12 protein-coding genes are annotated in these 13,904 nt (G+C 66.9%); 6 read left to right on the forward strand and 6 right to left on the reverse strand.

Translation table 11 applies throughout. The features are described from left to right. Nucleotides 1-18 precede the first annotated feature (18 nt). Nucleotides 19-483: a large-conductance mechanosensitive channel protein MscL gene (gene mscL / locus AC5Y4N_RS01705; protein WP_499906466.1), complete on the forward strand. Its 465-nt coding sequence runs from the start codon at nt 19-21 to the stop codon at nt 481-483. A 73-nt stretch (nt 484-556) separates the two neighbouring features. Here mscL and mspA read toward each other — a convergent pair whose 3' ends face one another. The 6 genes from mspA to rpmF form a co-directional block, all read right to left on the reverse strand. Continuing rightward, nucleotides 557-1,186, reverse strand: coding sequence for a porin MspA (mspA, locus tag AC5Y4N_RS01710; protein WP_499906469.1), 630 nt, complete (start codon nt 1,184-1,186; stop codon nt 557-559). A 539-nt stretch (nt 1,187-1,725) separates the two neighbouring features. Next, nucleotides 1,726-2,265 carry a MogA/MoaB family molybdenum cofactor biosynthesis protein gene (locus tag AC5Y4N_RS01715; protein WP_499907436.1) on the reverse strand — a complete coding sequence of 180 codons (540 nt, stop codon included), beginning with the start codon at nt 2,263-2,265 and terminating at the stop codon, nt 1,726-1,728. Between the two features lie 131 nt (nt 2,266-2,396). Beyond that, complete coding sequence (locus tag AC5Y4N_RS01720; RefSeq protein ID WP_499906471.1) at nt 2,397-3,638, reverse strand: S1C family serine protease; 1,242 nt, start codon at nt 3,636-3,638, stop codon at nt 2,397-2,399. A gap of 50 nt (nt 3,639-3,688) precedes the next feature. After that, nucleotides 3,689-5,188 (reverse strand): HAMP domain-containing sensor histidine kinase, encoded by a 1,500-nt coding sequence (locus AC5Y4N_RS01725; RefSeq protein WP_499906473.1) that lies wholly within the window; start codon nt 5,186-5,188, stop codon nt 3,689-3,691. Further along, nucleotides 5,188-5,874, reverse strand: a complete 687-nt coding sequence (locus AC5Y4N_RS01730) for a response regulator transcription factor (RefSeq protein WP_499906475.1) — start codon at nt 5,872-5,874, stop codon at nt 5,188-5,190. Before AC5Y4N_RS01730 ends, AC5Y4N_RS01725 begins: the two co-directional genes overlap by 1 nt. Before the next feature lie 71 nt (nt 5,875-5,945). Next, nucleotides 5,946-6,119 (reverse strand): 50S ribosomal protein L32, encoded by a 174-nt coding sequence (gene rpmF / locus AC5Y4N_RS01735; RefSeq protein WP_499906477.1) that lies wholly within the window; start codon nt 6,117-6,119, stop codon nt 5,946-5,948. A gap of 196 nt (nt 6,120-6,315) precedes the next feature. Here rpmF and AC5Y4N_RS01740 point away from each other — a divergent pair, with 196 nt between their 5' ends. The 5 genes from AC5Y4N_RS01740 to AC5Y4N_RS01760 are packed head-to-tail and all read left to right on the forward strand — an operon-like array spanning nt 6,316 to nt 13,898. Next, nucleotides 6,316-8,001 carry an acyclic terpene utilization AtuA family protein gene (locus tag AC5Y4N_RS01740; protein WP_499907438.1) on the forward strand — a complete coding sequence of 562 codons (1,686 nt, stop codon included), beginning with the start codon at nt 6,316-6,318 and terminating at the stop codon, nt 7,999-8,001. Then, nucleotides 7,998-9,176 carry an acyl-CoA dehydrogenase family protein gene (locus AC5Y4N_RS01745; RefSeq protein WP_499906479.1) on the forward strand — a complete coding sequence of 393 codons (1,179 nt, stop codon included), beginning with the start codon at nt 7,998-8,000 and terminating at the stop codon, nt 9,174-9,176. Before AC5Y4N_RS01740 ends, AC5Y4N_RS01745 begins: the two co-directional genes overlap by 4 nt. Before the next feature lie 2 nt (nt 9,177-9,178). Next, nucleotides 9,179-10,768 carry an acyl-CoA carboxylase subunit beta gene (locus tag AC5Y4N_RS01750; protein ID WP_499907440.1) on the forward strand — a complete coding sequence of 530 codons (1,590 nt, stop codon included), beginning with the start codon at nt 9,179-9,181 and terminating at the stop codon, nt 10,766-10,768. A gap of 2 nt (nt 10,769-10,770) precedes the next feature. Beyond that, nucleotides 10,771-12,735, forward strand: coding sequence for an acetyl/propionyl/methylcrotonyl-CoA carboxylase subunit alpha (locus AC5Y4N_RS01755; RefSeq protein ID WP_499906481.1), 1,965 nt, complete (start codon nt 10,771-10,773; stop codon nt 12,733-12,735). Beyond that, complete coding sequence (locus AC5Y4N_RS01760) at nt 12,732-13,898, forward strand: acyl-CoA dehydrogenase family protein (protein WP_499906483.1); 1,167 nt, start codon at nt 12,732-12,734, stop codon at nt 13,896-13,898. Before AC5Y4N_RS01755 ends, AC5Y4N_RS01760 begins: the two co-directional genes overlap by 4 nt. The last annotated feature ends 6 nt before the right edge of the window (nt 13,899-13,904 follow it).

The raw sequence follows: 13,904 nt of genomic DNA on the forward strand, positions 1-13,904 counted from the left end.
GAACGACAGGAGAACCGCATGCTCAAGGGCTTCAAAGAGTTTCTCGCCAGGGGCAACATCGTCGACCTGTCGGTGGCGGTGGTCATCGGCACCGCGTTCACGGCGCTGGTCACCGCCTTCACCACCAAGGTCCTGCAGCCGCTGATCAACCGCGTGGGTGCCGGCGGAAACCGGCAATATGGGTTCCTCCAGATCGACATCGGCGGCGGACAGGTCGTCGACTTCAGCGCCGTGGTCACCCAGGCCATCAACTTCGTGCTCGTCGCGGCGGTGGTGTACTTCCTGGTGGTCCTGCCGTACAACACCTTCCGCAAGCGCGGTGAGGTGGAGCAGGCCCAGGATACGGAGTTGTCGATCCTGACCGAGATCCGCGACCTGCTGGCGACGAACGGCCAGGGCACCGGCCGCCACGAGTCGGTGTCAGGGCCCGGTACCGGCCCGAGCCCGGACACCGCGAAGACGACCAGCGCCGACAAGTCGTAGCACCCCAGGGTGCAATCAGCCCCCGGCCGATCGGTCGGGGGCTGATTGCTCTGCTTGCTCTGCGACTAGGGCGTCAGTTCATGTTCCACGGTTCGCCGTAGGTGGTGACGCTGTCACCGTCCTTGGAGATGAGCCGCGCGAACGGGCGCAGCAGCACCCCGCCGGCCGCACCGGTCACCGTGCCGTGCGCATTGCTCACGGCCACGCCTCCGTTCGGACCGGAGACATCCACCGAGAACGTCGCGACCTCCTGGATGCCGGGGCCGTTGCCCAGGTCGGCGCTGATCGACGCACCGGGGAACAGCGGCGGGCTGGTGACCACCAGAGCCGGCACGGGCGCGATCTCCGTCTGGTCCAGGTTGAGGTTCGGCGTCGTATAGCTGAAGTTGACGCCGACGCCCAGCGACCAGGGGAAGCCGATCTGATAACCGAGCTCCAAGGTGCCGTTGAACGCATCCGCGCCCGGGCCGGTCACGTGATAGATCGCCCGCCCCGAATGGAACCACTCACGGGTCAGCCGGTTGCGGTCCAACGGATAGACGCCGTTGAGGAAGGTGTCCCACTGTTGAATCACCAGCGTGCGGCCTTTGCCGTCGACCACGCTCAGCTCATTGTCCAGCCCCGCATGCGACGTGCCCGTGCCCACGAACAGCGCCGCCACGGCAGCGATCAGAGCCACCAGTACTCGACCGATAACTTTCATGTTCTCCCTAGCCATGTCGCCGGTGATCCAAGTAGATCACCGAGTGTCGTTTGGTGGTGTATCAGACCGCTGACACCACGACGTTGGACATCCAAATGAGACTCAAATGAGATTTGCTCTCAGGCTGTCCTTAACTATCGCTCATCGTTGACAGGAGGAACATAACGGCGGCTCCACCGCTTGAGCAACGCGTGGGACACGACCAATTGCCGGCCAACTGGGTTCACGGCGCTTTGCTCGCCCGGTTTGGAGGCCTCCGCGACTATCAGTCGGCGGGTGTCTGCGGCATGCCCGGCCGTCGTTGCGCAACGGCGCCCAGAACCTCCCTGCCAGGGTTTATGGGCCGCAAGGGCGGTGATCTCAAGCGGCAGTCGCTGCCATTTCCCCGGGTTCAAAATGCCGTCGAGCGGGGTTCGCTGCGGAACGCGGCTTACTTCAACGTCACAACGGATGGCGGCATCGAGTGTGATTAAGGTCACAACGATTTGCAAAGCCGCTGTTAACGCGCTGTTCCGCGGTTGTGAAGCGGGCCGCCGCGTCTAGATTTCGAGGCTCGACAACTCGCCGATGATCTGGGTCGCCAGCGGGTTCAGTGTGGCCATGCCATCGCGCACCGCGTACCTGGAGCCGGCCAGGTTGACCACCAGCGTGCTGCCGGAGATGCCGGCCAGCCCGCGCGACAGCCCGGCGTCGGTGATACCCGCCGACAATCCCGACGCGCGCAACGCCTCCGCGATACCCAACAACTCGCGGTCGAGAATGTCGCGCGTAGCCTCCGGCGTCACGTCGCGCGGCGTCACGCCCGTGCCACCGACGGACACCACAAGGTCCACCCCGCCGATCACCGCGGTGTTCAGCGCGTTGCGAATCTCGACCTCGTCGGCGGACACCAGCACGACACCGTCGACGACGAAACCGGCCTCGGTGAGAAGCTCCGTGACCAGCGGCCCACTGTGGTCTTCCTCGTCGCCGTGCGCGGTGCGATCGTCGACGACGACCACAAGTGCGCGGCCCACCAACTCCACCGGCTTTTCCATGGATGCCACCGTATATCCGCGCGCCGACACCGGCGTCACCATCCTCACCACTCGATTGCGCATCACCAAACGGCTTATCGCTTCTATCTGCTCTACGCGCACGCGGCTCATCGCTGCTTTCTGCTCTTCGCGCACGCGGCTCATCGCTGCTTTCTGCTCTTCGCGCAAGCGGCTCATCGCTGCGCCACGCCCAGGGTCACATCCACCGTCTTCGTCCCACCCGGCGCGGCGTACGTCAGCGTCACCTTGTCGCCCGGTGCCTTCGACCGGACCGCGGCCACCAACGCGTCGGCGCCGTCGATCACCCGGTCGTCGAGCTTGGTCACCACCACACCGCTCGGCAGACCGGCGTTAGCCGCCGGTCCCCCAGGCATCACTTCCATGATCTTGGCGCCGCTTTCCGTCGCATCGTTGCTCACCTGAACACCCAGCGACGCGTGCGTTGCGGTGCCGGTCTGGATCAACTGGTCGGCGATGCGCTTGGCCTGATCGACGGGAATCGCGAAGCCCAAGCCGATGTTTCCGCTCTGCGGCCCACTCGACTGCTCTCCCAACGTTGCGATCGCCGAGTTGATGCCCACCAATTCGCCGTTCATGTTCACCAGCGCCCCGCCGGAATTGCCGGGGTTGATCGCCGCGTCGGTCTGGATTGCGTCCAGCACGGTGTTCTGGTCACCGGCGTCACCACCGGTGGCCACCGGCCGGTTCAAGGCGCTGATGATGCCGGTGGTCACGGTGCCCTGCAGGCCCAGCGGAGAACCGACCGCGACCACGTCCTGACCCACTTGCAGATTGCTCGACGAACCGATCGTGATCGGCGTCAGACCGGACACACCTTGGGCACGCACCACCGCGATGTCAGTCGACGGGTCCGCGCCGACCACGCTGAACGGCGCGGTACGGCCGTCGCTGAACGTCACGGTGGTCTTGGGCGAACCACCCATCGGCCCGGCTTGGCCAGCCGCCGCGACGACGTGATTGTTGGTGAGAATCAAGCCGTCCGCGGTCAAGATCACGCCCGAGCCCTCCTCGGATTGCTGACCCATCGACACTTCGAGCTTCACCACGCTGGGCACCACTTTGGCCGCGACTTGTTCGACGGATCCCGCGGGGACGCTCGCCGCTGGCTGGCCCGGTGCCGCCGCCGGCGCCGTGGCGACCGTGGTGTTCGGATGCTCTGACCTGACCGCCATCGCCACACCGCCGCCGATTCCCGCCGAGATCACCGCAATAGCGACGGCGCCTGCAGTGAACAATCCTGCGCGGGAACGGCTTTGGGGAGCCTGCGGCACGGGTGACTGCCGACCGTACTGCTGCTGCGTTGCGTACCGCCAGTCGTATGACGAGAACTGCTGCGGCGTAACGTTATAACGCCCCGAGTGCTGGGACGGCGTGTACCTCGGGTGGTTCGTCATCTCGCTGAGTCGCTCTTTCTCGAGTGGTTCAGTGCGGCAATCGTTGCCTTCTACCGTGCAACACTCGACTGAGAATCCACTGAGAGCTGCCTCGAATCATCCACAGATTTTCGGCCGACCGGCTCGTCCGTGGGGGGCATCGGCCTGCCAGGCAACACCACATAGATCGACGTGCCCGGCGGCTGACCGCCGGGCACAGTGTCTTCGATCCTAAGCAGCCCACCGTGTTTCATGACCACATGTTTGACGATCGCCAAGCCCAAGCCGGAACCCGGCATCGCGCGTGCCGACGCTGACCGATAGAAGCGTTCGAACACCAGCTGCCGCTCGCTCGGCGGTATGCCGGGCCCATGGTCTGCGACCACCAGCTCGGCATGTGACGGATCAACTTGTCGCAGGCTCACTTTGACGGCACCGCCGGGTGGGCTCCACTTCGCTGCGTTGTCGAGCAGATTGAGCACCGCGCGCGACAGACCCGCGGCGTCACCATAGACCTGCCACGGCGCGACGTCCGCCTCGAACTGAATGTCGCTGCGGCGACGACGAACTCGCTCAAGGCTGCGGTCCACCACCTCGGTCATGTCGACGGGCTCGTGTACCACCTCGCCGGCGTCGTCCCGGGTGAGGTCCACGAGATCGCCGACGAGCGTGGACAACTCCTCGATCTGGGCCAGCACATCCGCCCGCAGCCCCGCCATCTCGCTTTCCGGTAGCCGTGGCGCACCGGGTTCCATCGACGCGATCAGCAACTCGACGTTCGTCCTCAGCGACGTGAGCGGCGTGCGCAGCTCGTGGCCGGCATCGGTCACCAATCGCGCTTGGCGCTCCCGCGATTCGGCGAGCGCGCGCAGCATCATGTTGAAATTCTCTGTGAGCCTTGCTAGTTCATCACTGCCGGCGACGGGGATGGGCCGAAGGTCGTCGGTGCGCGCCACCCGCTCGGCCGCCTCGGTGAGTCTGCGCACCGGCCGCAGCCCGGCCTGGGCCACCATGCCGCCGGCCACCGCGGCGATCACCAGACCCACGCCGCCGACCACCAGCAGCACCCAACCCAATTGGCGCAGAACCAAATTCGTCGGCTTGAGGCTCTTGGAGATCAGCAGCGTGGTGCCATTGGGCAGATGCGTGGCCAGCACGCGCTGATCGCCGGTGGCACGCAACGACAACAACAGATTGCCGTCGACCACGTCCTTCTCCGGCTGCCCGAACGGCAGCCGCTGCCCTTCCTGGTTGGCGGTGTAGATGGCCCGGCCCGGGATCACCAGCATCGCGTTGACGTCCGAATACGCGGTACCTTCGATCGCCTTGGCCGGATCGGCATCCAGCGCGCCGCTGTCGATCAGCAACTGCGCGCGCGTCTGCAGCTGGTTGTCGACGTTGCGGTACAGCGCCGCCGACACCATGATGTAGGCCGCCACGGCGATCAGCACCACCACCATCGCGACCATCGACATCGCGAGCAACATCACGCGCCAGCGCAACGACAACGAGCTGCGGGCCGGAAGCGCCGCGCGTCGTGACGGCCGCAACACCGGTATGCGGGGTGACATCAGGGCGGCGTTTCTCGCAGCACATACCCCACGCCCCGCACCGTGTGGATCAGCCGCGGCTCTCCTTCGGCCTCGGTCTTGCGCCGCAAGTAGCCGACGTAGACCTCGAGGGCGTTGCCGGAGGTCGGAAAGTCGAAGCCCCAGACCTCTTCGAGGATGCGGCTGCGGGTGAGCACACGGCGCGGATTGGCGATGAGCATCTCGAGCAGTGCGAACTCGGTGCGGGTGAGGCTGATCCGGCGTTCGCCGCGGGTCACCTCGCGAGTCACCGGGTCCAGGCTGAGGTCGGAGAACGTCATGGCGACGGACTCGGCGGCGTTGTCGGGGACAGTGCGCCGCAACAGCGCTCGCATCCGCGCCAGCAGCTCTTCCAGCGCGAACGGCTTGGGCAGGTAGTCGTCGGCACCGGCGTCCAGTCCGGCCACGCGCTCGGACACCGAGTCACGGGCGGTGAGCACCAGGATCGGTAGGTCGTCGCCGGTGCTGCGCAGCTGCCGGCACACTTCCAGGCCGTCGAGCCGCGGCATCATCACGTCGAGCACCACCGCGTCGGGGCGTTCGTTGGCTATCGCGTCGAGTGCCTCCACGCCGTCCTGCGCAAGCGACACCGTGTAGCCGTTGAAGGAAAGGGACCGGCGCAGCGACTCGCGCACGGCGCGATCGTCGTCAACGACAAGAATCCGCACGGCCCCCAGTCTCTACGGACCGCCTGAGAGGCACCTGAGAGACGCGCCGAATGACGGGCGGATAGAGGGTGTCAGCGCTTGTCGAAGTCGATCAGACCCAGCCGCGCGGCCTTGAGGTAGCGCCGCGGCACCTTGTGAGGCTGGCCGGCGACCGTCACGTTGACGAGCTCAGGGCTCTTGGCCTTCCACTGCGCGCGACGGCTCCGGGTGTTCGCACGCGACATCCTGCGCTTCGGCACAGCCATGATCGAGCTTCTCCATCTGATCGGGGGGATTGCCGTTCAGAATAGCTGGTGAGCGGGCTCGCAAACAAAAGCGCGCGTCGCCTGCCCCCCTACGGTGCGCAGCCCTGGCTGCTCATTGGCGCAACCATCGACTAACCTACCGGTTGGTCGAGAACCCGCCCGGGAGGAGGACGCGTTGGCCGACACACCCGGCGCCGTGCGCATCGGCAACTGCTCGGGCTTCTACGGCGACCGTCTCTCGGCGATGCGTGAGATGCTGACCGGTGGTGAGCTCGACTTCCTGACCGGCGATTACCTTGCCGAACTCACCATGTTGATCCTGGCCCGCGACCGGGCCAAATCCCCCGAACGCGGCTACGCGAAGACCTTTCTCACCCAGCTCGAGGAATGCCTCGGCGTGGCCCGCGACCGTGGGGTGCGGATCGTCGCGAACGCCGGCGGTTTGAACCCCGCCGGGCTCGCAGACGCCGTGCGCGCCCTGTCTGAACGGCTGGGCGTACCGGTGACCGTCGCCCACGTCGAAGGCGACGACCTGCTGCCGCGCGCCGCCGAACTCGGCTTCGGCACACCGCTGGCCGCAAACGCCTATCTCGGCGCCTGGGGCATCGTCGAGTGTCTCCACAGCGGCGCGGACGTCGTCGTCACCGGCCGGGTCACCGACGCGTCGGTGGTCGTCGGGCCGGCCGCCGCGCACTTCGGCTGGTCGCGCACCGACTACGACCAGCTCGCCGGTGCCGTCGCCGCGGGCCACGTCATCGAATGCGGCGCTCAGGCCACCGGCGGCAACTACGCATTCTTCGGTGAGATCGACGACCTCACCCATCCCGGTTTTCCCTTGGCCGAGGTTCGGTCCGACGGTTCGTCGGTGATCACCAAGCACCCCGGTACGGGCGGTGCAGTGACCGTGGGGACCGTGACCGCGCAGCTGCTGTACGAGATCAGCGGGGCACGCTACGCCAATCCCGACGTGACACTGCGGGTGGACGCCATCGAGCTGTCCCAGGACGGCGCCGACCGAGTGCTGATCAGCGGCGTGCGCGGTGAGCCGCCACCACCGACGTTGAAGGTGTCCCTGAACACCGTTGGCGGATTCCGCAATTCGATGACTTTCGTGCTGACCGGTCTGGATATCGACGCGAAGGCCGCGCTGGTTCGCCGGCAGCTCGAGGCGGCGCTGACTGTCAAGCCTGCGGAGCTCGAATGGACGCTGGCCCGCACCGACCATCCCGACGCCGACACCGAGGAGACCGCCAGCGCGCTGCTGCGCTGTGTGGTCCGTGACCGCGACCCGGCGAATGTCGGACGCCGATTCTCCTCTGCTGCCGTCGAACTCGCGCTGGCCAGCTATCCCGGGTTCACCACCACCGCACCGCCCGCCGACGGCCAGGTGTACGGCGTGTTCACCGCCGGACATGTCCCGGCCGAACAAGTTCCCCATGTCGCGGTGCACGCCGACGGGCGTCGCGTCGAAATACCCACGGCCACCGAGACTTTGGAGTTAGCCGCCGTTCCGCCGTTCGCACTGCCCGTGCCGCTGCCGTTCGGCGAGACACGGCGGATGCCGCTCGGTGTGATCGCCGGCGCCCGCAGCGGCGACAAGGGCGGCAGCGCAAATGTCGGGGTTTGGGTGCGCACCGAGGACCAGTGGCGGTGGCTGGCCAACACGCTGACGGTCGAGAAGCTGCGTCAGCTGCTGCCCGAGGTGGCCGATCTGCCCGTAACCCGTCACGTGCTGCCCAATCTGCGTGCGGTCAACTTCGTGATCGACGGCATCCTCGGCGAGGGCGTGGCGTACCAAGCCCGCTTCGACCCGCAAGCCAAGGGCCTCGGCGAATGGCTGCGGAGCCGCTACATCGACATCCCGGAAGAACTGTTGACATGAACATTTGGCATACCCCCGAGCGCGAGCAATTGCGAAAAACCGTGCGAGCCTTCGCCGAACATGAGGTACTGCCGCACATCGACGAGTGGGAACGCATCGGTGAGCTGCCCCGGGAGCTGCACCGCAAAGCCGGCGACGCCGGACTTCTGGGCGCCGGGTTCCCCGAGTCGGCCGGCGGCGGTGGCGGCGACGGCGCCGACTCGTTGGTCATCTGCGAGGAGATGCACTACTCGGGCTCACCCGGTGGGGTGTTCGCGTCGCTGTTCACGTCTGGGATCGCGGTGCCGCACATGATCGCCTCGGGCGACGAACGCTTGATCGAGACGTACGTCCGGCCCACGCTGCGCGGTGAGCTGATCGGCGCGCTGGCGATCACCGAACCCGGAGGGGGCTCCGACGTCGGGCACTTGCGCACCAGCGCGCGGCGCGACGGCGACGATTACATCGTCAACGGCGCCAAGACCTACATCACCTCCGGCGTGCGCGCGGACTACGTGGTGACCGCCGTACGCACCGGCGGGCCGGGGGCGGGCGGAGTGTCGCTGCTGGTGGTCGACAAGGGCACACCGGGATTCGAGGTCACCCGCAAGCTCGACAAGATGGGCTGGCGATCGTCGGACACCGCGGAGCTGTCCTACACCGACGTCCGGGTACCGGTGGCCAATCTGATCGGCGCGGAGAACACCGGCTTCTTGCAGATCGCGGCGGCGTTCGTCTCAGAACGTGTCGGGCTGGCGGCGCAGGCGTATTCCAGCGCGCAACGCTGCCTGGACATCACCGCCGAGTGGTGCCGCAACCGGGAAACCTTTGGCCGTCCCCTGATTTCGCGCCAGTCGGTGCAGAACACGCTGGCCGAGATGGCGCGCCGGGTCGACGTGGCACGGGTGTACACACGCAACGTGGTGGAGAGGCAGCTTGCCGGAGCCGCGATGGCGGCGACATCAAACGCCGGCGAGGCGAATCTCATTCCGCAGGTGTGCTTCGCGAAGAACACCGCCGTCGAGGCCGGCGAGTGGGTGGCGAACCAAGCCGTGCAGCTGTTCGGGGGCCTGGGGTACATGGCAGAAAGCGAAGTCGAACGGCAGTACCGCGACATGCGGATCCTCGGAATCGGCGGCGGCACAACGGAGATCCTCACTGCGCTGGCAGCCAAGACGCTGGGATATCAGTCATGACGGTGCTCCGCTCGACCCTGGACACCCGCGCGCCGGCCTACGACGAGTCCGTCGCTGCCATGACGGCCAAGCTCGCCGAAATCGGCGTTGAACTCGAAAAGGCGCTCGCCGGAGGCGGACCCAAGTACGTCGAGCGCCATCATGCCCGCGGCAAGATGACCGCGCGCGAGCGTATCGAGCTGCTGATCGACCCTGATTCGCCGTTCCTGGAATTGAGCCCGCTGGCGGCATACGGCACCGACTTCACCGTTGGCGCGTCGGCCGTTGTCGGGATCGGTGTGGTGAGCGGGGTCGAGTGTCTGCTGGTTGCCAACGACCCGACCGTCAAGGGCGGTACCAGCAACCCGTGGACGCTCCGGAAAATCCTGCGGGCGAACAAGATCGCGTTCGAGAACCGGCTACCGGTGATCTCATTGGTGGAATCCGGCGGCGCTGACCTGCCGACCCAGAAGGAGATCTTCATCCCCGGCGGCCAGATGTTCCGCGACTTGACCCGGCTCTCGGCCGCGGGCATTCCGACCATCGCGCTGGTGTTCGGCAACTCGACCGCGGGCGGCGCCTACATTCCCGGAATGTCCGACCACGTGGTGATGATCAAGGAACGCTCGAAGGTGTTTCTTGCCGGGCCGCCGCTGGTGAAGATGGCCACCGGCGAGGAGTCCGACGACGAATCGCTGGGCGGGGCCGAAATGCACGCGCGCACATCAGGTTTGGCGGACTACTTCGCAGTCGACGAACTCGACGCGATCCGGATCGGGCGGCGGATCGTCGCGCGGCTGAACTGGCACAAGCGCGGACCGGCACCGGGTCCGGTGAGCGAGCCGCTGTTCGACACCGACGAACTGCTGGGGATCGTGCCGCCCGACCTTCGCACCCCGTTCGACCCGCGGGAGGTGATCGCCCGGGTCGTCGACGGCTCCGATTTCGACGAGTTCAAGGCGCTCTACGGCTCGTCGCTGGTGACGGGTTGGGCGCGCGTGCACGGCTATCCCATCGGCATCTTGGCCAATGCGCGCGGTGTGCTGTTCAGCGAGGAGGCGCAGAAGGCCACCCAGTTCATCGAATTGGCCAACCGGGCGAACACGCCGCTTCTGTTCTTGCACAACACCACCGGTTACATGGTGGGCAAGCAGTACGAGGAGGGCGGCATGATCAAGCACGGCTCGATGATGATCAACGCCGTCTCCAACTCGACGGTTCCGCACATCTCGCTGTTGATCGGCGCCTCCTACGGCGCCGGCCACTACGGGATGTGCGGGCGCGCCTATGACCCGCGCTTCTTGTTCGCGTGGCCCAGCGCCAAGTCCGCGGTGATGGGCGGGGCGCAGCTGGCCGGTGTGCTGTCGATCGTCAGCCGAGCCGCCGCCGAGGCCCGTGGGCAGCAGGTCGACGAGCAGGCCGACGCGGCCCTGAAGGCCGCTGTCGAAGCGCAAATCGAGGCCGAGTCGCTTCCGATGGTGCTGTCCGGGATGTTGTACGACGACGGCATCATCGATCCCCGCGACACCCGCACAGTGCTCGGAATGTGCCTGTCGGCCATCGCCAATGCACCGGTCGAGGGCACCAGCAACTTCGGCGTCTTCCGGATGTGAACATGCATACAGTTCTTGTTGCCAATCGCTCAGAAATTGCGCGGCGCGTGTTCGCCACGTGCCGCCGCCTCGGCGTGCGCACGGTCGCCGTGTATACCGAGCCGGACGCGCACTCTCCGCACGTCGCCGAGGCCGACGCCCGCGTCGTGCTTCCCGGCACCGACGGATATCTTCGGGCAGACGCATTGATCGCCGCGGCGAAGGCCGCGGGTGCCGACGCCATCCACCCAGGCTACGGATTCCTCTCGGAGAACGCCGATTTCGCGGCCGCCGTGCTCGACGCTGGTCTGACGTGGATCGGGCCACCGGTCGCCGCGGTGGCAGCAATGGGCAGCAAAATCGAAGCCAAGAAGATGATGGCCGCCGCCGGCGTGCCCGTGCTCGAGGAACTCGACCCCGACAGCGTCACCGAGTCGCAACTGCCCGTGCTGGTCAAGGCGTCCGCGGGCGGTGGCGGTCGGGGCATGCGCGTCGTCACCGAATTGTCTTCGTTGCCAACCGAAGTCGCGGCTGCACGCCGGGAAGCCGCGTCTGCCTTCGGCGACGACACCGTGTTCTGCGAGCGTTATCTGCCGCGCGGCCGACATATCGAGGTGCAGGTGCTGGCTGACCAGCATGGCACCGTGTGGGCGGTCGGCGAGCGGGAGTGCTCCATTCAGCGGCGCCACCAGAAGGTGATCGAGGAGGCGCCGTCGCCGCTCGTCGAGCGCATTCCCGGCATGCGCGACAAGCTCTTCGACGCGGCGCGACAGGCGGCCTCGGCGATCGGCTACAGCGGGGCGGGAACGGTGGAGTTCTTGGCCGACGATGACGGGGCGTTCTACTTCCTCGAGATGAACACCCGGCTTCAGGTCGAGCACCCGGTCACCGAAAATGTCACCGGGTGCGATCTCGTCGAGCTGCAGCTGCAGGTCGCCGACGGTATCCGCCTGAGCCCCGAACCGCCTGCGGGACAGGGGTATTCGATCGAGGCGCGTCTCTACGCCGAAGATCCCGCCCGCGGCTGGCAGCCGCAGGCCGGCACGCTGCACACCTTCGAGATCGCGACCTCGCAAGTGAGTTTCGCTCCGCTGACCCGGCCCGGTGTCCGCGTGGACGCGGGCGTCGTCAGCGGCTCTGAGGTGTCGGTGCACTACGACCCGATGCTCGCGAAGGTCATCTCCTACGGCTCCACCCGCACGCAGGCCGCCGCACTGCTCGCCGACGCGCTCGCACGAGCCCGCGTACACGGCGTGCGCACCAACCGCGACCTGCTGGTGAACGTGTTGCGGCACCCGGCGTTCCTCGCCGGCGACACCGACACCGCATTCTTCGACACCCACGGCCTCGCGACGTTGAGCACCGCCCTGGCCGACTCCGACACCGTGCGGCACTGCGCGCTGGCCGCTGCGCTCGCCGACGCCGCGCACAACCGCGCCACCGCACCGGCAATGGCGTCCGTCCCGTCGGGCTGGCGCAACCTGCCGTCCGGCTTCCAGGTCAAGCGCTATGCATCCGACGATGACGAGCACGTCGTGCGGTATCGGTTCGACCGCGGGCTTCTCCATGTTCCCGACGACGATGTGCAGCTCGTCTCGGCGACTCCGGACGAAGTGGTGCTGCGGGTCCGCGGTGTCGACCGGCCTCATCGCGTGGCGCGCCACGGCGACCGTGTGTACGTCGACGCCCCCGCCGCCGCGGTGGAATTCACCGTCGTCCCGCGCTTTCCGGAGCCCGGCTCCGCACTGCAGCCAGGATCCCTCGTAGCGCCGATGCCGGGCGCGGTGAGCCGGCTCGGCGCCGCGGTGGGCGACATCGTCACCGCCGGACAGCCGATCGTCTGGATGGAGGCGATGAAGATGGAGCATGCCGTCGCATCCCCGAAAGACGGTGTGGTAGCCGAGGTTTCAGTGGAAGTCGGCCAGCAGGTCGAGCTCGGCGCGGTGCTCGCCCGAGTCGAAGACGTCGAAGACAAGGAGCAATCATGACCGACAGCGGCTTCATCGAGAACGAAGAACGCCGGGCACTGCGCGAGGCGGTGTCGGCGATGGCCGCGAACTACGGCCAGGACTATTACCTGGAGAAGGCCCGTGCCGGTCAGCACACCGACGAATTGTGGCACGAGACAGGCAAACTCGGGTTCCTCGGCGTCAACCTGCCTGAAGAATACGGCGGCGGCGGCGCCGGCATGTACGAGCTGGCGATCGTGATGGAGGAGATGGCCGCCCAAGGCTGCGCGCTGCTGATGATGGTGGTGTCGCCGGCGATCAACGGCACGATCATCAGCAAGTTCGGCACCGAGGAGCAGAAGAAGCGGTGGCTGCCCGGCATCGCCGACGGGTCGATCACCATGGCCTTCGCGATCACCGAACCGGACGCCGGCTCGAACTCACACCGCATCACCACCACGGCCCGCCGCGACGGCGGCGACTGGATTCTCAACGGCCAGAAGGTGTACATCTCCGGCGTCGACCAAGCGCAGGCGGTGCTGGTGGTGGGCCGCACCGAGGAAGCCAAAACCGGCAAGTTGCGGCCGGCGCTGTTCATCGTGCCCACCGACACGCCCGGGTTCACCTATACGCCGATCGAGATGGAGCTGATCAGCCCCGAGCGGCAATTCCAGGTGTTCATCGACAACGTGCGCCTGCCCGCCGACGCGCTGGTGGGATCGGAGGACGCCGCGATCGCCCAGTTGTTCGCCGGCCTGAACCCTGAGCGCATCATGGGGGCGGCAAGTGCAGTTGGCATGGGCCGCTTCGCGATTCGCAAGGCGGTCGACTACGTCAAGACCCGCCAGGTGTGGAACGTGCCGATCGGTGCGCACCAGGGTTTGTCGCATCCGTTGGCGCAGAACTACATCGAGATCGAGTTGGCCCGGCTGATGATGCAGAAGGCCGCCACGCTGTACGACAGCGGTGACGACGCCGGCGCGGCCGAGGCAGCCAACATCGCGAAGTACGCCGCCGGTGAGGCGTCGGCGCGCGCGGTCGACCAGGCGGTGCAGTCCCTGGGCGGCAACGGGTTGACCAAGGAATACGGCATCGGGGCGGCGATCACCGCGTCGCGGCTGTCGCGCATCGCACCGGTGAGCCGCGAGATGGTGCTGAACTTCGTGGCGCAGACGTCCCTCGGCCTGCCGCGTTCGTACTGACTGGTC

This window comes from Mycobacterium sp. NGS19 (assembly GCF_059813155.1).